The sequence below is a fragment of the Pseudoalteromonas obscura genome, from assembly GCF_030135505.1.
Classification (GTDB): domain Bacteria; phylum Pseudomonadota; class Gammaproteobacteria; order Enterobacterales; family Alteromonadaceae; genus Pseudoalteromonas; species Pseudoalteromonas obscura.
Genome location: NZ_JASJUT010000003.1, coordinates 111,387 through 136,999, shown reverse-complemented (window position 1 = coordinate 136,999; position 25,613 = coordinate 111,387). Strand labels below are relative to the sequence as shown.

The window sequence follows — 25,613 nt, the reverse complement described above, 5'->3', positions numbered from 1 at the left end:
AGTGCTCGCTTGTTAGAGAGAAAGTGAGGTTAGCTTAAAAATTATATCTTGCTGATAGCTTCCAATTTCTTGGCTCACCCCATGTGACATAACCCTGATTTTTAGAAATGGCATTGTAGTATTTCTTATCAAACAGGTTGTCTACATTAAGTGAAACGCTCAAATTGTCGGTTACGTCATAACGCGCCATCAAATTGAATAATGCTATAGAGCCGTGGGTACGAAGCTCTTTAACCTCTACAGGCATTGGTCCCCAAGGCGCTTCGTAATATTCGCCATTGCCCGCAGGGCGGGTACTATTTACCCAATAGCCGTCCTTCCAGTTGACGCCTAAACCAACCGTTAAATTCTCTATCAGTTCAGTTGGCTCGTAAGTTGTGTATAAGTTAAACAGTTGCTTTGGTACTTCTGTATTCAGTGGGTAACCTGTTTCATCTTCCGTCTTAGCGTATGAATAACCAGAATAAATATTAAACCCAGGAGATACTTCACCACTGAGCTCTAATTCGAAGCCTCTGGTTCTGGCACCATCAATAAGAATGGTAGCAGTATTACCATTTGGTGTGAGTTGCTTCTGAGTGGGGTCATCTTGGGCAACATTGTTTTTATTGCTTTCAAATACTGCAAAAGAAAAGTTTAACAGCCCGACTTCAGCTTTCAAACCTGCTTCGAGGCTGTCGCCGACAACAGGGTCTTGTAGGTTATCATCTTTATCGTATTTGTTTTGGGGCTCGAATGCGTCGGTATAGCTTGCGTAAATACTAAACTCGTCGTTCACATCATAAATGAGGCCTGCATACGGTGTAACTTCGTTGTTTAATTCATAGCTGCCGCCTTGGCTATGAGCATACTTTCCCGTCCTTCGATTAGTTCTATATTCAACTACTTCCCAATCAGTTTGTCTGAGACCAATGATGGACTTTAAATTATCAGTAAGAGAAAGACGTGTGGCGATATACAAACCGTTACTATCATGCTGTGTTGTGTAATTTGGTGTGTCTAAGTGAGTGTACGAATAACGCGGTACATCTCCAGTCCACTCAAAATAATTGATGTTGTCGATTGAGATATCTCGTTGACTGTCAGTTTTATTGTAACCAATACGCTCTCTATCAAATAAATTAAAACCGACAATAAGGTCATGCTCTCGACCTAAAAACTCGAAGCCGCCCTGTAAGTTAATATCAAAAGTCTTTTGCGTGTCTTTTGAATTACTGATCACAAAATTGTAACCGTGACCAAGTGTATTAGTGCCGTCGGGGTTGTAATAGTCATCTGTCCACACAAAAAACAGATTGCCGCCTTCCATCTCAATAGTGTTATATGTTGCAATCGTATTTAGCTGCCATCCGTTATCGAAACCGTGGTTAATACTTGTAAAGTAAGTATTTTCTTCAAGCGGCCACGAACTGTACTTTGCGGCAAGACCCGTATCACTTCTATCAGCATTAAACAATGAGCCGTCGCTGAAATAGTATGGAACAGCGTGCGAATTCATTGCACCCAAAGACTCAGTGTCTGCATATTCGTAGCCGATACGTAAAAGCGTCGATTCTGTTAAGTCGGCTTCAGCTGTCATATAAACAGAGGTTTTTTCCTGGCTGTATCTGTCTACGAAAGAATCTCTATCGTAATGCGCAGCTGCAACACGCCCACGAGTACTGCCATCACTACTAAGTGGGGTAGAGACGTCTAACTCAACACGATTATTATTCCAGCGGCCAGTAGTCACTCCTACATGACCATCTAGTTCTTTGCTAATAGCACGTTTGCGAACTAAGTTAATGGTTGCTGTCGGGGAACCTACGCCAGTCATTAAACCATTTGCCCCACGTAAAATTTCAACACGTTCATAAGCAATGGCGTCACCATTTACATCCGAACGGCGACCACCAGGGAACTGCTGTACACCATCGACTTGAACTAAGTTGACTCGCTCACCACGCGCCATGAAAAATGGACGGTCGTGGCTGCGAGATGTGCTGGCATAGACGCCCGTTGTGTGTTGCAAAATGTCCTTGATATTAACTGATTTCCAGTCTTCCAACTGCTGTTGAGTAATAACCGACACCGATTGCGGCGTTTCTTTCAAAGAAAGAATCATCTTTGTCGCAGATTTGGTCGCCGCGTCAGAGTAGTTGCCAGCCGTTGATGCTGTAACATAGATACGTTCGATTTCGTTCGCAGATTGACTGCTATCTGATTCGGTCTCGGCAAAGGCATGAGTACCCGTAAAAGCTGAAGCAAGCGCGATAGCAACAGGAGCCAAACGGAGAGTACCACTGCGCTTATTAGAAGATTGAAAAGTTGAGTTGTCCATAAAATCCTATCCAGAAGAACAAGTGAATGTCACACCAATAAATGGTGCAACTGAAGTCAGTTAAGGAATATGCGGTCCATACGCTTGTACCAAATATAGTGTTAACTGATAATGGTTTGCATTATCGTTATGGGTATTGTGAAGTCAAGCTGATTTAGATATAACAACTTGAAAAATTGCCATATATTAAGTTTTTAATGGAATAGGGAGGTTTTACTTAAATTTTGTTTTCTTTATAGAGTCTATGGTTATCGGCGAAGTAATTTCTGTGCAAAAAGTAATTTCTAATTAAGTTTTGTCCATTCTTATAACCCTTACAAAAACCTTAATACTGATGAGTGAAATAATTCTTCGTGTGCTGGTTGTTTTTTAAACTGTGTTTGTTAGTCTAGTAATTCTTAGTATAGATGTACCTAGTTTGTTACCTGTGAATAAATATAAGAAGATGGGTTATGGGAGATTTGTTTCTAAAGCGACGAGAAAATTGGTGGGTGTGGATCACATGGGGTGTACTCGGGTGTATCATTTGCCACTATTTACTTATATATGTTAGCAACGCTTGGGTGTCGTTATCATCGCCTGTTTTACTACTTGTTATGATTACCACGTGGATGAACTTTAATCGGCGTTTTGATTTCTTCGCTGCATTAAAAATTTTCATGGTGGTTGCATCTATTTCGGTTATTCCACTCATGGCAGAAAAGTTCAATAGTTGGGAAAAACTAATCCATATTGCAATTGACTCTGGTGCTGTGTTTCTGTGTATCGTATTAGTGAGCATTGTCTGTGCTTTCTTGGCACGACGTCCAAAACAATATTACTAAATTCGGTATTATATAATAATTGTCAAAAGTTCAAAAAAGTACTTTACATATTTATGAATAGCCATTAATATTCGCGCCAACAACGGAGAGATGGCTGAGTGGTTGAAAGCACCGGTCTTGAAAACCGGCATACGTTAATAGCGTATCTAGGGTTCAAATCCCTATCTCTCCGCCACCTCATTCCCAAAACCGCCTAACGGCGGTTTTTTTCGTTAGGAGAGTTCAATGGCTCAAGATGTTGTTAAACATTGCTCGTTATGGATTGTCTTTAGTTTTTTCTATTTAAGTGGTCTGCAAATGGCAGTGATAATGTCAATTGATGGCCAGTCTGAACCGACACTTTGGCAAACACTTTTATATACGTTTCTATTTAATGCGCTGATTGGACATCTCATTACGAAATATGAAAAGCTATGGCCATTTTTAGCATCAATTGTTATTTCATTATTTGGTGTGATTGGTTTTGGGGTGTTCTTTGGCGACAAACTTGCTGGTTACAGCTATGAGCTGATTATAGGTTTAGTGTTATCTCTCCCGTTTGCGACATTCTTAGTTAAAGAACTAAAATCAAAAAATTTTGATACTAACTCATGATAAGTAGTTTATAGGGCGTGTATTTTCTTTGCGCCCTATAAGTTATCCTTTCTCTGTGCTAAACTGCGCGTCCTTTTAAAATGATAAATAAAGTGAATTTATATGTCAGATTTATTCAACACAGACGCTGGTAAAGCGAGCTACGGTATTGGTCTACAGATGGGCGAGCAGTTAAAAGCTAACCCTTTCGAAGGTCTAGACTTAAATGCAGTTTTTGAAGGTATGAAAGACGCATACACAGGCGGTGAGTTCCGCGTTGAGATCCCTGAGATCCAAGCTGCTTTCGAAAAGATCAATGGCGAAATCCAAGCTCGTCGTGAAGAAGAAGCAAAAGTACTAGCGGCTGAAGGCACTGCTTTCTTAGAAGAAAATGCAAAGCGTGCAGAAGTGACAGTGACTGAGTCAGGTCTACAGTACGAAGTGATTACTACAGGCGAAGGCGACAAGCCAGTTGCAGATTCAACAGTTCGTGTTCACTATCACGGTACATTGATCAACGGTACAGTATTTGATAGCTCATATGACCGTGGTCAACCTGCTGAGTTCCCAGTAAATGGTGTTATCAAAGGTTGGACTGAAGCACTACAGCTTATGACTGCTGGCTCTAAGCTACGTCTATACATTCCACACGACCTAGCATACGGTGAGCGTGGCGCAGGTGCATCAATCGCACCTTACTCAACACTTATCTTTGATGTTGAGCTTCTAGAGATCCTATAAGTTAGGTTGTCTTGAAAAGTAGTATGCTCAGTAAGCGCTGAGCATACTTATTCTATTATCACTGATCAAAAAACTCATATAGTTCTGACAACTTGCCACGTCTCTCTTCATTTTCAATCACGAACTCCATACCGTAGTAAGTATATTCCTGATTCTTTTCCTCTTTCCTTACCACACGTGCGGATATCTTCATAGGTGTTTGATCCATATACTCTTTGTAATTCTTTTTGGGGAGATACATTACCAAGGTTAAATTTGCATCAATGTCTAACTCTTGATTTAATTGTTTGCTTAGAGTGACACCACAGCCTACACAGCTTAGCTCCCTAGTGATGGTAGAATACGATATGTCTTGTGCGATGAGTTGGATCTTAATTTTTGCTTCCAATCTGTCTGAGCGCCTTTTCTCGTGTCGCTTTTTAATGGCATCTTTATCTTCGTCAAAATGGAAACTATCCATTAGGTTGTTTACAAGTTCTGATGTCTGATATAAGTCGGCCCCAATCATGGAAACCATCTGTGCTTTTTCAGCGTTTTGCTGCAGTGATGAGAACAGGTGCTGTAGTTTGTGTTGCATTTCGTGCATCTGATTGCTTTGTTCATTAGAACGTTGTGCAATTTGGTCATTTGCAGAAATAATAGAATCAATTGTGTTTGTCATCGCTCTAAGCGCCTGACCGCTTTCATCTGAACGCATTTTACTGACATCCACTTGATGAATGATATCCGACATTAACCTGATCACATCACCCACTTTGTTAGTTAGTTGAGAGATCACAGTTCTAATTTCGTCTGTAGAGTTGGCTGTTCTCTGTGCTAAGTTTCTCACTTCGTCTGCAACAACGGCAAAGCCTCTGCCTTGTTCACCAGCTCTCGCAGCTTCAATTGCGGCATTAAGCGCTATCAGCGCGGTTTGATCTGCGACCGTTGAGATGGCGTCAGTCACTGATTCAATTTCTTCACTCGCAGCTTTGAGCTCTTCCACGCCTTCAGAAGCAAGGGTAACGACCTCAACTGTTTTTGCCATTTCATTGAGATTGCTCTCTACCGCTTGTATGCCTGTGTCAGCTTCTGTTTTGGCTTGCTCTAAGACTCCTTGGCTTTGTTCAATAGCTTGCCCAGATTCAACTAACAAATCCATAAATGACTCTATTACGCGCATTACTTCTGAATAACTCGCGTTCTCATTTTTGGCAACAGTGCTGATTTCTGTCGCAATTGCAGCTACTTGGTGAGCCGAGTGGCCAACTTGTCTAGATTGGCGCCTTACTGTCGCAATGGTCGAGGACAGAGAGAGCGTCATGTGGTTAAAACTTTCCGACAGCTGGTTTAGCTCATCATCAGAACGAATAACAAAATACGATTGTTGTGTTTTAAAATCACCCACAGATATGTTTTTTGCTCTCGTCAACAAAGATTTAACCCGGTTTTTGAGCTTGCTGCTGAACATCACGCTGATCACACTGGCTATTATGATTGTGAGGATAGAGCTGATCGCCAGTACAACAAGCATATTGGAGAGCGCATGTTGTGTGTCATCAATGCCTTGCTTGGTGACAAACTCTACGTGCTCGTTCATTTCTTGCAGTTCACTGAAAATAGTTTCTGTCAACGGTTTTATTGTTGTGCTGAGGTGGTGAGTGGCGAAATTGGCTTCTTCACTGGCTTGTTTTTCAAAGGCTTGTATGGTGATAGGGGCGAGTTTTTCCCGCTCTTCACTGTACGAACTCCAATAGTCTAATTGCTCATCGGTAAATAAGTCTTCGAAGTCATCTAGGATAGATACAAACGCATCACTATTTTTAAACCAAGCTTGATCAAATCCATCTATGTTCTTTTGTTCGCGAGTCAATAAAAAAGCCCGCAGCTCTGAAATGGCAGTGGCAAAACTGACTTCAGAATCGACTAACAATTTGAACAGCTCAATGCGGTCTTCATCCAAATCTTGTTCACTTTCAATTTCGATCATTTGTGCTAGTAACTGCACCATGGACTCAGCAAGCGGGATAGCCTGTGTAACCAGTAGCTTAACCGCTGGCTCGTTCTCAAGCGTGTTTGCGATGTTGGAAGTAATTTGTTGTTCTTGTTTAAGCCGCTTTAGATTTGATTGAATGACGCGTAACTTATCCTCGCTAAACCCTGTTTGGTTCGCAAGTTGGCTCAGTTGTGAAAAGTTTCGCTCTATGTCTTCCCATGCATTCTCTCTTCTCGCAACTGCAATATTACGTGCTTGTACATTACTACCTGTAATAATTTGCTCTTCAAGTGCAATTAATGAATCGAGGATTTTCATTTTTAGATCAGAATTGACATTCACCAATGGGATCGACACTGACGATACTTGAGTGAAGTTGCTAGCCAATGTACCTGTGCTCAAGTAAACAAAAAAGTTACTAAAAATGCCTAATGATGTAATCACACCAAAAGCCAGTAACATTTGCGCAGCAATGCCTGGAACGAAACGAGAAATTTTCATATTTTGCTATGAGCTCTGATTTATTTTAGTAGCAAGGTACTTTGGTGTTTGTACCTACTTGCTTGGATTTAATAAACTTTTATTAAAAGCTACTAATTTTTTGATTTATTGAAAAATATAGTCAATCCTTCGGTAAGGTCAAAGTTTATATCTAAATATTTACAAATGATTATTGATTACTTGGGGGCTGATAATGGATTGTAACAAATGGCTTTTATTTTCTTGTGCTCTGACGCTTTGTTCGGGAGCGTGGGCGGTGGATTCACCCGCATATGGTAATTTGGCAACACCGGATATTGACGACATAGAATATATCGATGATGAAGAGCCCAGCGAGAGAGAGGTAAATCTCGGTAAAATGCTATTTTTTGACAACAGATTGTCAAAACACCAAAACCAGTCATGTGCAACTTGTCACAACCCTGAGTTGGGTTTTAGTGATGGTTTAGCAAAAGGCATTGGAAGCGGTGGGGATATTTTGGGGCGCAACGCACCTCATCTTTACAACCTAGCTTGGTCATCTATTTTTTTCTGGGATGGCAGGGCAAAAAGCCTCGAAGAACAAGCTTTAGGACCGATAGTTTCTGATGTTGAAATGCAAATGACACCGAAAGAGGCGCTACAGAGATTAGAAAAAGTAGCGTTTTACAAAAAAGAATTCAAAGAGGTATATGGAGCCTTAACATTTGAAAATATTGGCCGAGCAATCGCGGCATTTGAAATGACTATTATTAGTGACGACTCGGCATTTGATAAATACCTCGCTGGTCAAAGAGAGGCGATGTCGCATTCAGCAATTAGGGGGCTCAAGCTATTCGTAGGTAAGGCTAGATGTGTCAAGTGTCATGATGGTGCGAACTTTACTGACGACAGCTTTCATAACATAGGCATTGAAGACAATGACGATGGTCGCTTTGCTGTAGATCCAAATAGTAAGTTAAAAGGTGCATTTAAAACTCCTGGGCTCAGAAACATCATCATGAGTGCGCCTTATATGCACGACGGTTCTTTGGCTAGCCTAGAAGAGGTTGTTGAACACTATGACAAAGGTGCGGTAAACGTGAAAAATGTTAGCCCTTTGATTGTACCGCTTAATTTAAATCCACAGGAAAAAGCGGATCTCATTGCATTTATGGCGGCTTTAACAGATCCGGTTGTCATCACCCGTCCCCAATTACCAAACTAAGGAGTGGCCATGAAAAAATATATGTTAATAAGTATAGGGCTATGTTCGATATTTTCTGCCGAAGCGGCGGTTTTAACCGGGGAGTTAGAGTTTGTTAAACGCCCTTCATTTGTCGGTTTAGTCTATGCGAAAGGTGGTAAGGGGCCAAGCGTTGCAGAGTTGGACCAGTCCAATAAAGTGTTCGATAAAAAAGCGGTAGTTATTGGAAAAAATGGAGAAATTACGTTTAAAAATTCCGACGAATTTCAGCATAACATTTTTGCTAATGACCCTAATTCAGGCGTTAAGTTTGACGTTGGGCTTATGAACCATGGGCAGACGACTAAGGTGTCAGCTGATTGGTCAGAAAATACGTTGACCAGAATTGGCTGTAAAATTCACCCTAAAATGCGCAGCTATATTGCGAATGTAAACTCGGATGCCTATCAGGTGCTGCCTTTTACAAAAAAGCAAAAGGTATACCCAATTAAACTAGACGTTGGCTCTCATACTGAATTTGTGCTTCAAATCCCCAAGTATGACCCTGTCGAGCTAAAGTTGGCAAAGGGACAAGAGACGAGTGTTGATGTGATGTATAAAGGTAAAAAACGTGCGACATTAAAGCTTGCTCTAAATTAGGGAGCCATCAATGACTCGAACTATACAAATGCTTTGTCTGTTACTCAGTATTAATGCCTTTTCCGTATCGGCGGCAGATCCATTTAATGTGTACCCGTTTAAAATACCAGATAAATACAAAGATGCTTTGAAGGATTATCGAACAAAGTGGCATCGTATGACGGGCTTTGAGCATTCAGGCCTTCACTGGCAGCAGTTTATTGTTGTATTTCTAAATAAAGAGGCGAAAGTATATGAGCAAAACTATTTAGAATACTTAAGGTATTATCAAGATTATGATGAAGAAGAGGATGAAGACGAAATAGCAGAGCCAAACTTTAAGGCCTACAGTCCAGGTACCATTGTTTTGAAGGAGAACTTTTCATCTGTATCTGGGGCACCGCATGATGCCTTAACTATTACGATGATGATTAAACGAGAAAAAGGTTATTCTAAAGGGTTTGGTGATTGGGAGTACGTTCAATTTGACAAAGAAGGTAATATTGTTTTGGCTGGGAAAGGCAGTGAACCAATGATAAAACAAATGTGTTCAAACTGTCATGCAAGCATTGAAGAACGCGATTTCATATTCGCCAATTTTTATTCTAGAAAAAAATAGTGATGTAATTACGCAGGCTGTGACGTAATTGTTCGCAGCTTGTATAGTTTCCATTTCCAATGACTTCTGACCTATTGTGACTGGGTGACAGAATTTTTAGTACTTATCCTTCCATAAAGTGATTGATAATTTAAATATTGATATACACATATACTGCATTGTACGGTGGATGCGTGATTGCCTTTTGAGCGAGTCTGGAGAGCCACGCCTCAGAGCCTGCTGCTAGTGGAGCTATTTGGCTTGTTGTATTGGCGATTATACTTTTTCAGAACAGTGGTGGTTTCCACATTGACCTATCATTTCGGCTTAAGTAGATTCGATACTGAAAGAAGTAATAATAGTAGGGCGGTGATCACATTGATCTACAACTATTTGTTTTTAGAGTTGGAATCTACTGGCGTTGCTATGTAAATTCATTGGTCATTTTTTGTTAGGTCATAGCTTGATATCTTGGAGCGGGTTGTGCCCAATCGAAAACAATGGAACGCAGTGTTGATTAGCGGTTAGCTTGATTTTTTTTCATGGTTTAACGGGTTTATACAAGTGGGGGAATAACCAATTTTATTGTGATATTACGTATTATTAGCCAGATTGAGTTATAGGGTCTAGAGTTGTTAACAGAGCCATAAATCTCGGATGTTAATATGAGCATATCACAGAGACAAAAGCAGTTAGTACAAGAAAGTTTTGCAAAGGTTGAACCTATTTCAGAACAGGCGGCTGATATTTTTTACACTACACTTTTCGAATATGACCCGTCGCTTAAATCGTTATTTAAAAACAGTATTAAAAGCCAAGGCCAAAAGTTAATGGCGACCTTAAAAGTTGCAGTCAATTCTTTAGATGATATAGACGCATTGGTCCCGGTTCTGCAAAAACTGGCCGAGCGACATGTCAACTATGGAGTTAAACCTGAGCATTTTACACTTGTTGGGAACGCATTACTGTATACCTTGAAAAAGGGATTGGGGAGCGATTGGAATTCAGAGTTAAGGCAAGCTTGGATCGATGTATTTAAAGTTGTTGCAACTGTGATGAAAAATCATGCGTTTAACACAAAGCACTAGCGGTTAGCGGTTTTTTGGATTTGCAAGCTGTGGCAATTAAACATTTTATTTGTTGTTTTTAACAATATAAGCCTAATAAAAAAGGTACATATTGACCGTATAAAAATTCAATACTCTGTGAAGGTTATTCGTGTTACTTAAAGTAAGGATACACTTTTTAACAACATGGAGAAGGTTATGTTTAAACTAAATTGCATTGCAGCATTGACTGCTGCATGTCTTGGTACAATAGCAACAAGTGCTGTAAGTGCAGAGTCTTGCCCTAGAGTCGAAGGCTTTTATTCAACTTGGGACTACCCCGCTGGTGGTGAACTTGATGTAAGGGATCTTGCGACAGATCAGCTCACTCATATTATTGTTGCTTTCGCCTATCCTCGCTCTGATGGCACCATGGATACGACAGAAGCTGATCGTTATATTGATGACATTGTGGCACATGCGCATGCAAATAATACAGGTGTAATGTTGTCTGTTGGTGGAGCAGGGGTAGATTTCCTATCTATGGATGCGAAGGCCCGAAGCAACTTGGTTGACAATTTAGTCGCGTATGCTGAGTTACACAAACTAGATGGTATTGATGTTGATTGGGAAGACTGGAGTACATATAACCAGCCAAACCCGGTTGAGAGTGCGTACTTATTAAACTTAGTTAAAGAACTACGTGAAAAGTTACCTCAGCATTTAGAGGTTTCAGTAGATGTTCAGGCTGGTGGTTGGTCAGGGATCAATTTCCATAAAGATCTAGATGAATATGCAGATATTATTCGCTTTATGGCTTACGACTATACTGGCGGATGGGGTGGTTCTCCTAAAAATCACCATGCTGCTTGGGAGTATATTCATGGCGGTTTGGTACACCCAGCACCTTGGAGCCAAAGTATGATAACGAAATATGAAGTCGCGAAGACCAGCCTTGGTATCCCTTTTTACAATAAATCATTTCCCTTGGGCAGTGGGCCTGTGAAAACGCTTACAGCCAGAGAAATAGTCGATGTTATCGTCAAAGGAGAGGGCATTGATTACGATCAAGGCTTTTACGAGCTAGACAACTATGTACATTTTTGGGAAACACCTGAGTTACTAAAGACGAAAACGGATTTTGTATCACAAAACGGTTATCCAGGAATTTTTATATGGGAGCTACATCAAGACTCACGCGATGACGACTACAAGCTATTGGATGTAATTGCTCAAGAGCTACCTAAGTGTCAACCATGTGCACAGCAGTGGCAGCCGTACCCTAGCGTATATAGTACAGGTGATGTAGTAAGCTTTGAAGGTAAAAACTGGGAGGTAAATGGCGGCCCATTGCATGGTGTGGCACCTCAAACTTTAGGCCATGCACATCGCTATACAGATCTTGGTGCATGTAAGACTTACGTATTGAACAATTAATAGGCAAGCTAGGTTTTACAATTGAAGCTCTTGCCATAATACGTATACGTTAGTGGTTTAACCTAAGGAATTGGGCTTTGAATCGAGTTCAGAGTGACGAGGTAATATTCCTCTTCGTCATTCTGAGCATTTTGGTGTATTAAAACGCCAGTTATTCTATTCATACCTCTGTCGTCATTCTGAGCTTGCCTCAGAATCCACTTTAAGTTGTGCGCAAGCAAAAGAAAAAATCACCACAAGCTATTGTTCTTCAAAGAACAAAGCGTGGAAACAAAAAAGCCCCGTAATAACGGGGCTTTCATTTTTAAACTAGGCCAGTCTAGTAAGTTGCGCTGCCTTTAGTACGTGGGAATGCGATAACGTCACGAACGTTTGCCATTCCAGTCACGTATGCAACTAGGCGCTCAAAGCCTAGACCGAAACCGGAGTGTGGTACAGTACCGTATTTACGAAGGTCTCTGTACCAGCTGTAATCTTCTTTGTCTAAGCCCATTTCTTCTAAACGTGCATCCAATACGTCTAAACGCTCTTCACGCTGAGATCCACCGATAATCTCGCCAATACCTGGTGCTACAACGTCCATTGCAGCAACAGTTTTGCCGTCTTCGTTTTGACGCATGTAGAATGCTTTAATATCACGTGGATAGTTTTTGATAACCACAGGTGCTTTAAAGTGCTCTTCAGCTAGGTAGCGTTCGTGCTCTGACTGAAGGTCTACACCCCACTCAACGTCAAATTCGAACTTCTTACCAGACGCTTTCAAGATGTCGATTGCATCTGTGTAGTCTACTTGAGCAAAATCTTTATCTACAAAGCTTTCAAGACGAGAGATCGCTTCTTTGTTTATACGTTGAGCAAAGAACTCCATGTCATCACGGCGCTCTTCTAATACCGCTTTAAACACATACTTCAACATGCTCTCAGCCAGGTTTGCAACATCATCTAGATCAGCAAATGCAACTTCTGGCTCTACCATCCAGAATTCAGCTAGATGACGTGATGTATTTGAGTTTTCAGCACGGAACGTAGGACCAAAAGTATAGATTTTTGACATCGCACTTGCGTATGTCTCACCGTTTAGCTGGCCAGATACCGTAAGGAAGGCCTCTTTACCGAAGAAGTCTTCATTGTAATCAACGTCGCCTTTGTCTGTACGAGGCAGGTTGTTCATATCTAAAGTAGATACACGGAACATCTCACCTGCACCTTCACAGTCACTTGCAGTGATAATAGGTGTGCTGATCCACATGTAACCTTGCTCGTGGAAGAATCTGTGAATCGCTTGTGATAAACAGTTACGAACACGCGTTACTGCACCTATTACATTCGTACGAGGACGAAGATGTGCATGCTCACGAAGATATTCGATTGAATGGCGCTTTGCAGCCATAGGGTACGTGTCTGGGTTTTCTACCCAGCCAAGTACTTCTACAGAGTTAGCCTGTAGTTCAAAGCTTTGGCCTTTACCTTGTGATTCAACAAGCACACCTGTTACAGCCACAGAGCAACCAGCAGTTAGGCTCGTTACTTCTTCATAATTATTAAGCGAATTAGGTACTACTGCTTGAATAGGGTCGAAACAAGAACCGTCGTGGACGGCAAGGAATGAAATACCCGCTTTTGAATCGCGTCGTGTACGGATCCAGCCTTTGATTGTAACTTGGCTGTCTACCGCAACGGTGCCTGCTAGTAGCTCCGTTATCGCTATGTGGCTCATCTTTACTCCAAAATGATTTGTAAAAAGGGCTAAAAGTGCCCAGCTTGTTTTTGTCTATATATGCTCACCAGCGCAAATTTCAATGCACTGAGCGCAAATTCTGTTGTGACTCGGTTTTTTAACGCAATTTGCTTGTTGTGTTTGGAGTCACGTGATCGGTATCTTACCTCTGATGGCTACATAAAAAAACTACCAAATGGCGCTATTTCAAAAAAATTTGACGATTGCGACCAATATTTGACTTATCACTTTGTTTTACGGGGTATAGAAGACTGTGCGACAGCACATTTTTATGGCATTATAGCTCGGTTATAAATAAAAATAGTCGGAATGAATTTTCACTAAATGAAACAAGCTTTTATTCTTAGAGGGTTGCCGGGCTCTGGCAAAACACACTATGCGCACACATTGGCCGATGAACTTGTCTCGGGTGATGAATCAAGGTACACCATTTGCTCTACCGATGATTATTTCACTGACGAACAAGGCCATTATGAGTTCAATAAAGCCAAACTACCTCAGTTTCACAACCTAAACATTGCACGTTTTATAAATGCAATGGCTGAAGGTATGCCTCTGGTTATTCTTGATAATACCAACATTAAAAAGTGGGAATTTATCGCTTACGTCAGTGCTGCACATGCAATGGGTTACCAAGTTAAAGAGGTGATCGTGGGAGAGGTTAAAGATAAATCAATGCAGCACCTATATGCCAAGCGAAACCAACATGGCGTTGCATTAAAAACCATAAGTAAAATGGCACATATGTTTGAATGGTAAAAAGCCGACTTTAAAGTCGGCTTTTTTCTGCGTTACATCGCTTCGTATTCTTCTTGCCAGAAGAACTTTTCTTCGCCAAATGCTGGTTTCAAGTCATCTAGCCAGTGAGCGTTCTCGTCAAATTTTGCAAAGAATGGACGTTGTACCCACTCAGGGTTACGTGCTTGGATAAAGCGCAGAGCAAATACTTTTTCGCCGTTAATTTCAGTAACGCCTGAAATTTCAACTTTACCTGGGCCAGCACTCATTGATGGGCCGCGAACCGTTCGGCTTACACCAGATACTTGCTTATACGCATCTTTGAAGATTTCCCACGTTTTGTGAAGTGGTAATTCAAAGTAACGTTTTGCGCCTGTATCACGTTCAATGAACATGTAGTATGGGATCATGCCCATCTGTGTTTGCTCTTTCCACATTTCTGCCCACATATTTGGATCTGTATTTAGGTGGTTAAGCAAAGGCGCTTGCGTTCTGATCTGCGCACCAGTTTTACGGATAAGCTTGATAGCTTCTTTAGCAACATCAGTGCGTAGTTCTTGTTTGTGGTTTACGTGTGCCATGAATGACACGTGTTTACCTGCATCAACAAGCTCTTTGATAAGTGCGAGTAAGTCTTTTGCATCTGGATCTGTCACGTATCGGAAAGGCCAGAAAGTTAAAGACTTAGTACCAATTCGGATTGTGCGGATATGATCAAATCTTGGCTCTTTAAGTGCCTCTAGGTATTTACGCAATTTAACAGTACGCATAACCATAGGATCACCACCTGTCATAAGTAGATCGGTGACTTCTGTGTGTTCTTCAAGATATCTGTGCAGTAGCTCTTCATCGTTATTGTTGAAACGCGTTGCCTTACCAACAAATTGCGCCCAACGGAAACAGAAAGTGCAGTAAGAGTGGCAGTATTGTCCTTGCGCAGGGAAGAACAGCACTGTTTCTTTATACTTGTGTTGAACACCAGCTACGTTTTCGCCTTCAAAAGACGGTACGTTTTTGTCCATTTGACCTGCTGGGTGTGGGTTAAGCTTTTGTCTTAGTTTGGTTGCAAGCTCGAACACTTCTTCTGGTGTGTGATCGCGCTTCAATAAAGCAGCCATTTCGTCATAAGACTCATCGTCAAGCATGCCGCGCTGAGGGAATGTGAGCTGGAATACTGGATCGTTAGGCACCTTGTCCCAATCAATCAGTTCGTCAATAACGTAATTATTTACACGAAATGGGAAAACGTTAGCAACGACCTTCATTTGAAAACGAAGGTGCTCAGGTAGCTTATCGAGCTGTTCGATTTTATCAATTTGACGGTGTTGATACACAGTAAAGCGAGGTGGCTGATAGGCCTCTGCCGGCTGCAATTGGACGGATTGTTGCATACTTACTACTTCTCAGCTTGCTAGATTATTAAAAATAAGAGGCGTATTGTATCAAAAAGCTGAAGTAATTTCAGGTACAATTCATCAAACATTATGAAAAAATGATACTTTTCATCGTATGTGGTTGGAATATATACAGACTTGTTTGAACAATAATCATCTAGCGAATGTTTTGTACCAGCCCAGGGATAGAGGTGCGCTGGTACAGCACGATTTTAATACGCTTTTTGCTCGATCGCTTGGTAAATACCGTGGCTCAAATGTGCAATGTCTTCATCTGACGTGATATAAGGCGGCATAATATAGATTAATTTTCCAAATGGTCGGATCCACAAGCCTTTTTGAATGAAGAACTTCTGGATTTTTGCCACATCAACGGTTTCGAATAATTCGACCACGCCAATGGCACCAAGTGTCCGGACTTCTTTGACTGCATCAAGTGTCTCGCAACGATGCAGGTTTTGCATGGCTTGGTAGACTCTTTCTACATTTGCTTGCCAGTCTGTTTGTTCAAGCAGCTCGAGACTTGCAATTGCGGTAGCGCATGCGAGCGGGTTGCCCATAAAGGTTGGGCCGTGCATTAAGGCTTTGGCCTCGCCTTGGCTAATTCCCAATGCCACTTTATCTGTGGTTAGCGTGGCGGATAAAGTCATGCAACCGCCTGTGAGTGCTTTGCCTACACACAAGATATCGGGTGCGATATCTGCGTGTTCGCAGGCGAACATCTTGCCTGTTCGGCCAAATCCAGTGGCTATTTCGTCGAGGATCAACAACACATCGTATTGATCGCAAAGTGCGCGAAGCTTTTTCAAATATGCGGGGTTGTAAAAGTTCATACCACCGGCGTTTTGCACAATCGGCTCGATTATAAATGCTGCAAGTTCGGTATGATGCTCTGCGAATGCTTGTTCTAAGGTGGCGAGTTCCGCTTCTTCTTGTTGTGCATTGAATTTAGACTGTGGTGCTTCAACAAAGACATGTTCAGGTAAAAAACCTTGATACATGCTGTGCATGGAGTTGACTGGGTCGCACACACTCATCGCCGCAAATGTATCGCCGTGGTAACCTTTTTTTGCTGTCATTAACTTATTTTTAGACTGACGCCCTTGGCTCAACCAATACTGCAAAGCCATTTTAATAGCAACTTCAACGCTTACAGAACCGCTATCGGCTAAAAACACGCGCTGCAAAGGCTCAGGTGTGATTTCGACGAGTTTTTTACATAGGTTTACAGCAGGTGCATGGGTAATACCGCCAAACATCACATGACTCATTTGGCTAGCTTGCTCAGTCATGGCTTTTACCAGTTTGGGGTGGTTGTAACCGTGTAAAGCGCTCCACCATGATGCCATACCATCGATCAACGATTCACCAGTTTCTAGGAAGATCCGGTTTTTGTCTGTGTGTGTCACTGGGTAAACAGGCAGTGGATCAATCATCGATGTATATGGGTGCCAAATATGCTGCTTGTCAAAATCGAGATCAATCGGTTGATTTTTATTCATTTGTAAACCTTGTTTGCTCATCACTCGTTGACAATACTAAAGCAAGAAGTAGACTAAGCCAATCACCGTCAAATTATCTGGCGAAAAAAAACCAGAAAAAGAAGAGATTAAGTTATGGAATATGGCATCGTTCGTCACGATTGGAAACACGCAGAAGTAAAAGCATTATTTGAAATGCCTTTCAACGATTTACTTTTTTATGCAGCGAGTGTACACCGCAAAAATTTCAAACAAAATGAAGTCCAGATCTCTACTCTTCTGTCGATCAAAACAGGTGCATGTCCAGAAGATTGTAAATACTGTCCGCAGTCGGGTCATTACAAAACAGACCTAGAAAGAGAAAGACTGATGGAAGTGGAAAAGGTGGTCAATCAAGCAAAACTAGCTAAAGAGAAGGGCGCAACCCGTTTTTGTATGGGCGCTGCTTGGTCAGATCCTAAAGACAGAGACATGCCATACATCGAAAAAATGGTTAAAGAAGTTAGCGCACTTGGTCTAGAAACTTGTATGACGCTAGGAAAGCTAGACAACGAAAAAGCACATGCACTAAGAAATGCTGGTCTAGATTATTATAATCATAACCTAGATACCTCTCCTGAATATTACGAGCAGATTATCACAACACGTACTTACGCAGATCGACTAAATACCATAGATCATGTGCGCGATGCAGGTATGAAGGTTTGTTCTGGTGGTATCGTAGGCATGGGTGAGCAAGCAGCTGACCGTTACGGTTTATTAATGCAGTTAGCAAATTTACCAAAACAGCCTGAAAGTGTACCAATCAACATGCTAGTAAAAGTAGCAGGTACACCACTTGAAGATGTGGAAGATTTAGATCATTTTGAGTTTATCCGTACTATTGCTGTGGCGCGTATTATGATGCCAGAGAGCTATGTGCGTTTATCAGCTGGTCGTACAGCAATGAATGAGCAAATGCAGTCAATGTGTTTCTTTGCTGGCGCAAACTCGATTTTCTATGGTGATAAGCTATTAACCACAGAAAACCCTGAAGCAGATGCGGATATGAACCTACTTAAAAAGCTAGGTATGAAGCCTGAGACGCGCGAAGATTACTCAGATGAAGCGTATGAAGCGTCTTTAAACTCTGCAATTGCAGACAAAGCAACGTCAGAGCTATTCTACGAAGCAAAATAAATGGCGTTTGAATTTATAGATCAAGCGCTAGAAGACAAAGCACGTGACGCGCTACAGCGTCGCCGTATCTGCATAGATAAAGTGTCTGCTCGTCATATCCAGGTTGATGGGCAGCAGTACTTAAACTTTGCCAGTAATGATTATTTAGCGCTTGCAGATCAAGCTGTATCCGGTGACTTTGTTGCTGGCAGCAAAAGCTCTGCACTAGTTACTGGATATCAGCGTACTCACCGACTGCTAGAAGCCAAATTATGTAATTTGCTCGGCTATGAGCGGGCGATGCTGTTTGCCAGTGGCTTTGGCGCTAATTTTAGTGTGCTCAGCACTTTATTTCATGATAATAAAGCTGGCCAAGATAGCGCTATTTTTCAAGACAAGCTCAATCATGCCAGTCTCATCGATGGTGGGCTGAACAGCAGCGCTAAGCTGGTCAGGTTTAATCACAACGACATGGGTCATTTGCGCGCGCGTTTGGAAAAAACACGCGCCCAAAACAAGCTTATTGTCAGTGAAGGTATTTTCTCAATGGATGGCGATGGTGCGCCGTTGCATGAGCTGAAGTCTTTGGCTGATACCCACAGTGCTTGGTTGATGATTGATGATGCGCACAGTTTCGGGGTGTGCGGTGAAAATGGATTAGGCTCTGTTGAGTCCAATGTGAGGCCAGATATTTTGGTCATCACTTTTGGTAAAGCCATGGGGTGTCAAGGCGCTGCTGTGCTCTCAAGCAAGCGGGTGATTGATTACATGGTGCAGTTTAATCGTGAATACACCTACTCAACGGCCATGTCACCAGCTTTAGCTGAGATTGCATCGACGCAGCTAGAGCGACTATGCGATAGTCATAGCGCTCGTGAGGCACTACATCGCCACATTGCGCAATTTAAAGCGATTTGTGGCGATGCGGGCATTCCTGTACAAGCGTCAAATAGTGCGATTCAGCCTATTGTATTGGGTGATGCGCAAAGCACGCTAAATGCTCAGCAACGCCTTGCACAAAAAGGGATTTGGCTGACCGCGATTAGACCGCCAACGGTGCCACACAATACTGCTAGATTGCGTGTGACCCTCACCGCAGCACACCAGCAAGCTGACATCGAATACTTGGTGCAGTGCCTTAAGGAGGTTGTATGAGTGCTGTGTTAAAACTGAATATTGCAGATAAGTTCTCACGCGCGTCTGCACAGTATATTAAGCACGCCAACGTGCAACAACGCTCTGCCGAAATCCTGTTTGCGGGTTTAAACCGTCGTTACAACACTATGTTGGATTTAGGTGCAGGGCCTATGCAGCATCATGGTGTGTTGTCACAAAAGTGCGATACTTTAGTGGCTTTGGACCTGAGCGAAGGCATGTTAAAGCAAGGGCCAGCATCCGCCATGAAAGTGTGCGCGGATATGGATGCATTGCCTTTGCAAGCTGAATCTGTGGAATGTGTGTTTAGTAATTTTGCGATGCAGTGGAGCAGTGATTTACCAACATTATTTAGCCGTTTGAATACCGTGTTAAAGGCTGGTGGCAGTGCGCATTTATCCATTGTTATTGATGGTTCGTTACGTGAAATTGCCAAAGCTTGGCAGGGGGTAGATGGTCATTGCCATGTAAACCAATTCACGCGATTTGAGGACATACAGCAGATTGCAAGGCAAGCTGGGTTTTCGATCCGCTCGATGAGCAAACGTTGCTTGGTGGATATTTATAACACTCCACGCGAGGCACTTAAGTCGGTAAAAAGCATAGGTGCAAACCAGTTAAACAATGCGGATACGCGCCGTGGCTTAGTAGGTAAAGAAAGTTATCAGGCTTTGTTAAAAGCTTATCCGTTAGTCGATGGCTTCGCCCATGTTAGTTACGAAGTGGCATTTTTGGAGTTAACAAAATAATGAGTCAGTTTTTTATTACCGGCACAGATACTGAAGTTGGCAAAACGTATGTCACGAGTTTGCTGCTTAAGTATCTCGTCTCAAAAAAGAAAAAGGCACTTGGTTTTAAGCCCATTGCCGCTGGTGCTGAAGAAGCGTTTGGCGAGCTGGTCAACGAAGATGCTTTAACTTTAATGGAAGCGGCAAATGTACACGGCACCTATGAGCAAATTAATCCGTTTTGCTTTGCACCACCGATTGCGCCGCATATCGCTGCAAGTCGAGCAGGTGTGCATATTTCAAAGCAGGATTTGACCAATAAACTGGCTGATGTTTCTACACTAGGTGCTGAGTTTACCCTAGTAGAAGGGGCTGGTGGTTGGGCGTTACCTATCAATGACGAGGATTTTTTATCAACGTGGGTTGCGGAGCAAAACCTACCTGTAATTTTGGTTGTCGGCATGAAACTTGGTTGTTTAAATCATGCGTTTTTGACAGCGCAAGCTATTGAGGCTTCAGGTGCAAAATGTGTTGGCTGGATTGCCAATCAAATTGACCCAAACATGGCCGAGTACGACGCAAACCTTGAGACGTTAAAGCAACGGCTCAACTTTCCGCTTTTGGCGGTTACACCTTACACTGAAGAAAAAGCCAAGATGCAAGTGCATTCTGCACTCAATAGCTTACTTGGGGTATAGCTCGGGCATATTTTGCGAGATAAGACCTTATTCTTGTCAGTCGCCTAAACTGAAGCCGAGAAAGACGATACACGAATTAAACTAAGTAAAGGGCCGATTTAAAGGCCCTTTTTCGTTTGTTACAATAAAAGCAATGATAGTCACACTGAGTGGTTTATGAAGGTTTTAGTAACAGGCTCCGCTGGACGCGTTGGTCGAGCCATTTATATTAATTTGGCACACACATATCAGGTTGTGGGCTTGGATAGCACACCTTGTTCAACCGCAGATTTTATTGGCGATATTCGAGATGAAGCACTTTTACAACAGGCACTTGAAGGGGTTGATGTGGTTGTGCACACCGCGGCACTCCATGCGCCGCATATCGGTCATATGAGTGACGAGATGTTTCATGACGTGAATGTTTTGGCGACTATAAAATTAGCAGAGCTTGCCATCGCCTATGGTGTAAAGCAGTTCGTGTTTACCAGTACCACAGCGTTATACGGGCATGCAAGCACGCCGAATGGTCGAGCAGGGTGGGTGACAGAGCAGACAAAACCTTTACCTAAAACCATCTACCATCATACTAAAATTGAGGCGGAAAAAGCACTTAGGGCGATAAGCAATGAGTTTGCTTTCGCCGTGACTGTACTACAAATGTCGAGATGTTTCCCAGAGCCAGTTGAGCAAATGGCACTGTATCGGTTAAATCGAGGAATTGACTACCGAGATGTGGCGTCTGCGCACCGCAGTGCCATTGAAAAAGCGTTGCCAGGTTTTAATCGTTTTATTATTTCAGGGAAAACACCGTTCGATTTAAGTTGCTGTGAGCAATTATTTTACGATTGTGAGGCCGTTTTACGCGCACGATCACCAAAACTGGTGGCGCTGTTTAAACAGCGTGGTTGGTCTTTACCACAAACCTTAGACAGAGTTTATGACTCAGCTAAGGCGCAAAACGAATTGGGTTGGACCCCACAATATGGGTTTGAAAGTGTGATTGACTTGTATGATGACGGTTTTTCAGAAGTCCTGCCCAGTAAAAATAAAAGTTCAAGTTAATCTTTTTGTGATTGAAAAAAAGCGAGTGACCTGCACTCGCTTATGATTGCTGGCAATTAACTCTCTTTGCCTGAAACGCTAGCAGCGGACTTGGGCTGCATTTTTTGAAATAGCCAACCCACACCCACCAAACATAAGCCTAAGCCTATGAATGATAAGGCTCGGAGCAGCCCCTCAAGATTAGACATATCGACCATAAAGGCTTTTAAAATCACCATGGCTAGGCCGATAAAACCAATATTGATTAAGTGCTTATGATTAAAGTGCTGCGCGACAAAAATTGTTGTGGTTGAGATCAATAACCAGACAATCGAATAAGTGTATAGCTCCGCTTCTTCCATCCCCAAATGCCAATTGATGAAGCCATCATTAAATAAGGTGCGTATTTCACCGTTGATAAACATAAAGCCAAGTATGGTCATCGCCACATAAATAAAACGGTTAAAGTGCGCTTTAACTAGCTTAAAGTGTATAAACCCATACAGGCATAATACAGGTGCAAGCCATTGGATCCACAACCAGTTTATAACATATCCGCCTACGTGTTGACTGTGTATAAACGGGCTTTCAAACAACGAGAATTGCACATGTATCAGGCCACTTGCACCGAGTAATATGCTGCCACCAATCATGTATAGTTTGTGTAGGTTTTGTGTAAACTGACTGCGCCAATAGTATACACCTGCCAAAATTAACCAGTTTAAGGATAAAACGATGCCTTCTTGATAACTTAAATTATCAAAGTCAGGATAATCCCCAACTAGTAAATAGCTGGTTTCGGTGGTGACAAGTAGCGCACATAAGTGAATAAACACGCCCATAAACCAAGTATTAAGCACCTTGGATGGATTATATTTTGCTGCAAACCAAACTAAAGCCAGCGCAATTGGGTAGACGATGAGTGTCCAATGGATATCTAAAATGGTTTCATGTTTGTAGTCAAGTGCCCAAGGGGCCACAGATAATCGAGCAACCACAACTAATAAGGCTACTTTGTATAGCCAATCAGGGAGCTCAACCTTGTACTTCCAACTTAAATAGCTCATGGATGCGACTTGCGCTGCTATGGCCAAGGTCAGCGTACTTGCCGATAACAACATGGTCAAACACAAAGTCAGCATGGCATTTGCTAACACTAAAAATGTCACTCGTTGCAAAGGCATTGATGATTTTGCAGCGGCAAGTGCTGCGACTGCGGCGATAAGCAGGAGTTCAAAAGCCCAAACAGGGTAAAGGGTAGTATCACTGTCTACGGGTAGTGAAATATAGCTTACCCCAAATAGGCTAAGCGGTACTAACACAAGTAGTAGTAAATAAGCGTGGCGTACTGCGTCACGTTTAATCATAAGCACACTGAATACCATTCCTAACAACGCGGCTATTTGAATAAACAAATATTTACCAGTAAATGGATAAAGGATGTCATTAAAATCTACTTTGTGATGCATATTGATAAACATAATTAACGCAAAACACAGTGCCAAATATGGCCAAGTATCTAAGGCACTATGCCTGTAAGCTGAAGCGAAAGTGATGGCTGTAACAATTAAAGCTGCTATGACCATGTGACTGAATACTGGTGAAAACATCAGGTAAATGGCAAACAAGAATAGGGTGATGAGGGTCGCGACTTGTTCCCTTCTTGCCATCAACAATGACTTAATGGGAAGTGGATTGTGCATGGTTAAATTCAGTCGCCAGCCAAGTAGGTTTGAGAGCACATAAAAATACAGGGTAGCAACAGTGAAGAGGGTAACAGCAGCAAAATCACCTTTATCACCCAAAACAATGGCACCGACAAACCAAACACAATGGCCAACAAAGCTTTGCCACCACAACCACTTTTGTCTGACGTAGTCTGCAACCCATACTGCAGATACAGACACAAAAGCCACATAGAGTAAAAGCGCTCCGATATTATTAGATCCGGTCGAGACAAGTGCTGGCACGGCATACGCACCTATGATCCCAATTCCAGCAAGCACAGGCCCAAAGCGCAGCGCCAAATAGGTTGCGCACAGGGCAATGACCGCTAAAAAGATAAATGCGAGGTTGGCAGGTAAAAAGTGATAGTGATTAAATGACACCAAAACCATAGCAAAGCAGGTGATTACACCGCCACTGGCAAGCGCCGCAGAGATATAGGGCGTATTCACATTGAGCTTAGTTTTAAAGCGGTTAACCAGCTCAGCTCCAGCGACTAGCGCACAGCCGAACAAAGCGCCTAAAACAACACGCACAGCTGGTGGCATAAGGCCTGATTCAATTGAATATTTGGCGAGAAATACACCACCGATGGATAAAATAAGTGCGCCTAACCAAAAAATACCATTGCCTTTTAGAAGGGAATCTAAATTAAATTCAGGCAGTGAAAATTGGCTTTTAACCGGTCGCTTTGGAGGCTTCGGAGTAATCGATTGGGAAATAGTCGATTTGTGTGACTGGTCAATTTCAGTAGCCTGGATTTGTCTGGGAGGAGCTACGGTTGCTTGTTCCGTCGGTGCTTGTATATTTGTTGATGATGGCTCAGGTGCTTGCTCGTGTATTGCTTGTTTGAGCTTGTCGATTTGTGCAGTCTGAAAGTCGATAATTTTTTGAAGATGTGTGACTTTTTGAATGAGCTCTTTGATCTGACCACGATCTTTAAGTGCAATGACTACACCAATAAACAAAAATAGATTAAACGCAAAGGAAAACAACTCAGTATCCATACTCTTTCCTTATATTTATAAAGAGGTAGGATGAGTTTGCTTTAAAAACAGATAATTATCAAGTAGGGTGCAAAGGACTAATGACTGCAAGCACAGTGAGTACATTTCTTTTCGCAAGATGATACGCCTCACTTTTCACAATATTATATGTACTTGTTATACGCTTTACATGGATCCCGGAGCCAGTCCGGGATGACGAACTTAGCCAAGTATGATGAATTCTGTAACCGATCAAAATACGCCCTTTTAGTCATCCTGATCTTGTTTCAAGGCCCAGTGTTTAGGGGTTTAACTACAACAACTAGCACAGAACTTCTTTATATAAGCTAGGCAAATAATCAGGTAATTAGGTGCCTATTTTTTTATCTTTACCCCATTCAATCAATATAAGTGTAACCATAACTACAGCAATGGCCTAAAAGTTCTTTGCTGAATAATGCTGGCTTTCTTTTTTCTATTGTCGGCTTTAACAAATATCGGCCTCAACTTTATTGGGTTAACGGTGATAAATTAGCAAGCACTATTATTGAAATTTATGATGTCAGAATGAAGTTTAGAATAGGGCAGAGTTTTTGCGTTTTACTATCAGTAAGAGAGAACGTTTAGAAAATTTAAAGGAGGCTTACAGCTTGGTACGACCGAGTGGATTCGAACCACCGACCCCTACCATGTCAAGGTAGTGCTCTAACCAACTGAGCTACGGTCGTATCATAAAACTGTTACATAACTTAACTAAATTAAGTTGGTACGACCGAGTGGATTCGAACCACCGACCCCCACCATGTCAAGGTGGTGCTCTAACCAACTGAGCTACGGTCGTACTGAATTGTGTTTCTTATTTTAGTTGAGTTGGTACGACCGAGTGGATTCGAACCACCGACCCCTACCATGTCAAGGTAGTGCTCTAACCAACTGAGCTACGGTCGTATCATAAAACTGTTACATAACTTAACTAAATTAAGTTGGTACG

At 42.1% G+C, this 25,613-nt stretch carries 20 protein-coding genes and 4 tRNA genes; 15 read left to right on the top strand and 9 right to left on the bottom strand.

Annotation, left to right across the window (positions count from 1 at the left end; all coding sequences use genetic code 11):
* Nucleotides 1-34 precede the first annotated feature (34 nt).
* Nucleotides 35-2,320 (bottom strand): TonB-dependent siderophore receptor, encoded by a 2,286-nt coding sequence (locus QNM18_RS08570; protein ID WP_284136904.1) that lies wholly within the window; start codon nt 2,318-2,320, stop codon nt 35-37.
* 452 nt (nt 2,321-2,772) lie between these two features.
* On the opposite strand from QNM18_RS08570, the gene QNM18_RS08565 reads away from it, so the two are divergent.
* The 4 genes from QNM18_RS08565 to QNM18_RS08550 all read left to right on the top strand — a co-directional run bounded on the left by QNM18_RS08565 (nt 2,773) and on the right by QNM18_RS08550 (nt 4,458).
* Nucleotides 2,773-3,144: a hypothetical protein gene (locus QNM18_RS08565; protein ID WP_211010105.1), complete on the top strand. Its 372-nt coding sequence runs from the start codon at nt 2,773-2,775 to the stop codon at nt 3,142-3,144.
* A gap of 84 nt (nt 3,145-3,228) precedes the next feature.
* Nucleotides 3,229-3,319: transfer RNA gene (locus QNM18_RS08560), tRNA-Ser, on the top strand.
* A 50-nt stretch (nt 3,320-3,369) separates the two neighbouring features.
* A complete protein-coding gene (locus QNM18_RS08555; RefSeq protein ID WP_211010104.1) occupies nt 3,370-3,738 on the top strand; it encodes a hypothetical protein in 369 nt (122 codons plus the stop codon).
* A 102-nt stretch (nt 3,739-3,840) separates the two neighbouring features.
* Entirely contained in the window at nt 3,841-4,458 is a 618-nt protein-coding gene (locus tag QNM18_RS08550) for an FKBP-type peptidyl-prolyl cis-trans isomerase (RefSeq protein ID WP_211010103.1), read from the top strand.
* A 58-nt stretch (nt 4,459-4,516) separates the two neighbouring features.
* Here the strand turns inward: QNM18_RS08550 and QNM18_RS08545 are convergent, their stop codons facing one another.
* Nucleotides 4,517-6,934 carry a methyl-accepting chemotaxis protein gene (locus tag QNM18_RS08545; protein ID WP_211010102.1) on the bottom strand — a complete coding sequence of 806 codons (2,418 nt, stop codon included), beginning with the start codon at nt 6,932-6,934 and terminating at the stop codon, nt 4,517-4,519.
* A 193-nt stretch (nt 6,935-7,127) separates the two neighbouring features.
* Here QNM18_RS08545 and QNM18_RS08540 point away from each other — a divergent pair, with 193 nt between their 5' ends.
* The 5 genes from QNM18_RS08540 (at nt 7,128) to QNM18_RS08520 (ending at nt 11,798) form a co-directional block, all read left to right on the top strand.
* Nucleotides 7,128-8,120 carry a cytochrome-c peroxidase gene (locus QNM18_RS08540; RefSeq protein WP_211010101.1) on the top strand — a complete coding sequence of 331 codons (993 nt, stop codon included), beginning with the start codon at nt 7,128-7,130 and terminating at the stop codon, nt 8,118-8,120.
* Nucleotides 8,121-8,129: 9 nt separating this feature from the next.
* The gene (locus tag QNM18_RS08535) at nt 8,130-8,738 is read left to right on the top strand and encodes a cupredoxin domain-containing protein (RefSeq protein WP_211010100.1); all 609 of its coding nucleotides are present in this window, start codon (nt 8,130-8,132) and stop codon (nt 8,736-8,738) included.
* A gap of 10 nt (nt 8,739-8,748) precedes the next feature.
* Nucleotides 8,749-9,336 (top strand): cytochrome P460 family protein, encoded by a 588-nt coding sequence (locus QNM18_RS08530; protein ID WP_211010099.1) that lies wholly within the window; start codon nt 8,749-8,751, stop codon nt 9,334-9,336.
* 644 nt (nt 9,337-9,980) lie between these two features.
* Entirely contained in the window at nt 9,981-10,403 is a 423-nt protein-coding gene (locus QNM18_RS08525; protein WP_211010098.1) for a globin family protein, read from the top strand.
* A gap of 177 nt (nt 10,404-10,580) precedes the next feature.
* Nucleotides 10,581-11,798, top strand: coding sequence for a glycoside hydrolase family 18 protein (locus QNM18_RS08520; protein WP_284136903.1), 1,218 nt, complete (start codon nt 10,581-10,583; stop codon nt 11,796-11,798).
* A gap of 319 nt (nt 11,799-12,117) precedes the next feature.
* Here the strand turns inward: QNM18_RS08520 and asnS are convergent, their stop codons facing one another.
* Nucleotides 12,118-13,515 carry an asparagine--tRNA ligase gene (asnS, locus tag QNM18_RS08515; RefSeq protein ID WP_211010096.1) on the bottom strand — a complete coding sequence of 466 codons (1,398 nt, stop codon included), beginning with the start codon at nt 13,513-13,515 and terminating at the stop codon, nt 12,118-12,120.
* Between the two features lie 345 nt (nt 13,516-13,860).
* Here asnS and QNM18_RS08510 point away from each other — a divergent pair, with 345 nt between their 5' ends.
* Nucleotides 13,861-14,295 (top strand): AAA family ATPase, encoded by a 435-nt coding sequence (locus QNM18_RS08510; RefSeq protein ID WP_211010095.1) that lies wholly within the window; start codon nt 13,861-13,863, stop codon nt 14,293-14,295.
* Nucleotides 14,296-14,327: 32 nt separating this feature from the next.
* Here the strand turns inward: QNM18_RS08510 and QNM18_RS08505 are convergent, their stop codons facing one another.
* Nucleotides 14,328-15,665: a KamA family radical SAM protein gene (locus tag QNM18_RS08505; protein WP_211010094.1), complete on the bottom strand. Its 1,338-nt coding sequence runs from the start codon at nt 15,663-15,665 to the stop codon at nt 14,328-14,330.
* A 215-nt stretch (nt 15,666-15,880) separates the two neighbouring features.
* Nucleotides 15,881-17,170, bottom strand: coding sequence for an adenosylmethionine--8-amino-7-oxononanoate transaminase (bioA, locus tag QNM18_RS08500; protein WP_284136902.1), 1,290 nt, complete (start codon nt 17,168-17,170; stop codon nt 15,881-15,883).
* A 114-nt stretch (nt 17,171-17,284) separates the two neighbouring features.
* On the opposite strand from bioA, the gene bioB reads away from it, so the two are divergent.
* The 5 genes from bioB to QNM18_RS08475 all read left to right on the top strand — a co-directional run bounded on the left by bioB (nt 17,285) and on the right by QNM18_RS08475 (nt 21,932).
* A complete protein-coding gene (gene bioB / locus QNM18_RS08495) occupies nt 17,285-18,328 on the top strand; it encodes a biotin synthase BioB (protein ID WP_211010092.1) in 1,044 nt (347 codons plus the stop codon).
* Nucleotides 18,329-19,462 (top strand): aminotransferase class I/II-fold pyridoxal phosphate-dependent enzyme, encoded by a 1,134-nt coding sequence (locus QNM18_RS08490; RefSeq protein ID WP_284136901.1) that lies wholly within the window; start codon nt 18,329-18,331, stop codon nt 19,460-19,462.
* Nucleotides 19,459-20,211 carry a methyltransferase domain-containing protein gene (locus tag QNM18_RS08485; protein ID WP_284136900.1) on the top strand — a complete coding sequence of 251 codons (753 nt, stop codon included), beginning with the start codon at nt 19,459-19,461 and terminating at the stop codon, nt 20,209-20,211. The genes QNM18_RS08490 and QNM18_RS08485 overlap by 4 nt, the downstream gene beginning before the upstream one ends.
* Complete coding sequence (bioD, locus tag QNM18_RS08480) at nt 20,211-20,888, top strand: dethiobiotin synthase (protein WP_211010089.1); 678 nt, start codon at nt 20,211-20,213, stop codon at nt 20,886-20,888. Before QNM18_RS08485 ends, bioD begins: the two co-directional genes overlap by 1 nt.
* A gap of 156 nt (nt 20,889-21,044) precedes the next feature.
* A complete protein-coding gene (locus QNM18_RS08475) occupies nt 21,045-21,932 on the top strand; it encodes an NAD-dependent epimerase/dehydratase family protein (protein ID WP_284136899.1) in 888 nt (295 codons plus the stop codon).
* Nucleotides 21,933-21,988: 56 nt separating this feature from the next.
* Here the strand turns inward: QNM18_RS08475 and QNM18_RS08470 are convergent, their stop codons facing one another.
* From QNM18_RS08470 to QNM18_RS08455, 4 genes are all read right to left on the bottom strand, one after another.
* The gene (locus QNM18_RS08470) at nt 21,989-24,643 is read right to left on the bottom strand and encodes a DUF2339 domain-containing protein (RefSeq protein ID WP_284136898.1); all 2,655 of its coding nucleotides are present in this window, start codon (nt 24,641-24,643) and stop codon (nt 21,989-21,991) included.
* Between the two features lie 630 nt (nt 24,644-25,273).
* Nucleotides 25,274-25,350, bottom strand: a tRNA-Val gene (locus QNM18_RS08465).
* A 36-nt stretch (nt 25,351-25,386) separates the two neighbouring features.
* A tRNA-Val gene (locus QNM18_RS08460) sits at nt 25,387-25,463 on the bottom strand.
* Between the two features lie 30 nt (nt 25,464-25,493).
* Nucleotides 25,494-25,570 (bottom strand) — tRNA-Val (locus tag QNM18_RS08455).
* Nucleotides 25,571-25,613 lie beyond the last annotated feature (43 nt).

What these genes read in the sequence shown, in the direction of transcription:
- QNM18_RS08570 (WP_284136904.1), bottom strand. Translation starts at nt 2,320, where the DNA reads ATGGACAACTCAACTTTTCAATCTTCTAATAAGCGCAGTGGTACTCTC.
- QNM18_RS08565 (WP_211010105.1), top strand. Translation starts at nt 2,773, where the DNA reads ATGGGAGATTTGTTTCTAAAGCGACGAGAAAATTGGTGGGTGTGGATC.
- QNM18_RS08555 (WP_211010104.1), top strand. Translation starts at nt 3,370, where the DNA reads ATGGCTCAAGATGTTGTTAAACATTGCTCGTTATGGATTGTCTTTAGT.
- QNM18_RS08550 (WP_211010103.1), top strand. Translation starts at nt 3,841, where the DNA reads ATGTCAGATTTATTCAACACAGACGCTGGTAAAGCGAGCTACGGTATT.
- QNM18_RS08545 (WP_211010102.1), bottom strand. Translation starts at nt 6,934, where the DNA reads ATGAAAATTTCTCGTTTCGTTCCAGGCATTGCTGCGCAAATGTTACTG.
- QNM18_RS08540 (WP_211010101.1), top strand. Translation starts at nt 7,128, where the DNA reads ATGGATTGTAACAAATGGCTTTTATTTTCTTGTGCTCTGACGCTTTGT.
- QNM18_RS08535 (WP_211010100.1), top strand. Translation starts at nt 8,130, where the DNA reads ATGAAAAAATATATGTTAATAAGTATAGGGCTATGTTCGATATTTTCT.
- QNM18_RS08530 (WP_211010099.1), top strand. Translation starts at nt 8,749, where the DNA reads ATGACTCGAACTATACAAATGCTTTGTCTGTTACTCAGTATTAATGCC.
- QNM18_RS08525 (WP_211010098.1), top strand. Translation starts at nt 9,981, where the DNA reads ATGAGCATATCACAGAGACAAAAGCAGTTAGTACAAGAAAGTTTTGCA.
- QNM18_RS08520 (WP_284136903.1), top strand. Translation starts at nt 10,581, where the DNA reads ATGTTTAAACTAAATTGCATTGCAGCATTGACTGCTGCATGTCTTGGT.
- asnS (WP_211010096.1), bottom strand. Translation starts at nt 13,515, where the DNA reads ATGAGCCACATAGCGATAACGGAGCTACTAGCAGGCACCGTTGCGGTA.
- QNM18_RS08510 (WP_211010095.1), top strand. Translation starts at nt 13,861, where the DNA reads ATGAAACAAGCTTTTATTCTTAGAGGGTTGCCGGGCTCTGGCAAAACA.
- QNM18_RS08505 (WP_211010094.1), bottom strand. Translation starts at nt 15,665, where the DNA reads ATGCAACAATCCGTCCAATTGCAGCCGGCAGAGGCCTATCAGCCACCT.
- bioA (WP_284136902.1), bottom strand. Translation starts at nt 17,170, where the DNA reads ATGAATAAAAATCAACCGATTGATCTCGATTTTGACAAGCAGCATATT.
- bioB (WP_211010092.1), top strand. Translation starts at nt 17,285, where the DNA reads ATGGAATATGGCATCGTTCGTCACGATTGGAAACACGCAGAAGTAAAA.
- QNM18_RS08490 (WP_284136901.1), top strand. Translation starts at nt 18,329, where the DNA reads ATGGCGTTTGAATTTATAGATCAAGCGCTAGAAGACAAAGCACGTGAC.
- QNM18_RS08485 (WP_284136900.1), top strand. Translation starts at nt 19,459, where the DNA reads ATGAGTGCTGTGTTAAAACTGAATATTGCAGATAAGTTCTCACGCGCG.
- bioD (WP_211010089.1), top strand. Translation starts at nt 20,211, where the DNA reads ATGAGTCAGTTTTTTATTACCGGCACAGATACTGAAGTTGGCAAAACG.
- QNM18_RS08475 (WP_284136899.1), top strand. Translation starts at nt 21,045, where the DNA reads ATGAAGGTTTTAGTAACAGGCTCCGCTGGACGCGTTGGTCGAGCCATT.
- QNM18_RS08470 (WP_284136898.1), bottom strand. Translation starts at nt 24,643, where the DNA reads ATGGATACTGAGTTGTTTTCCTTTGCGTTTAATCTATTTTTGTTTATT.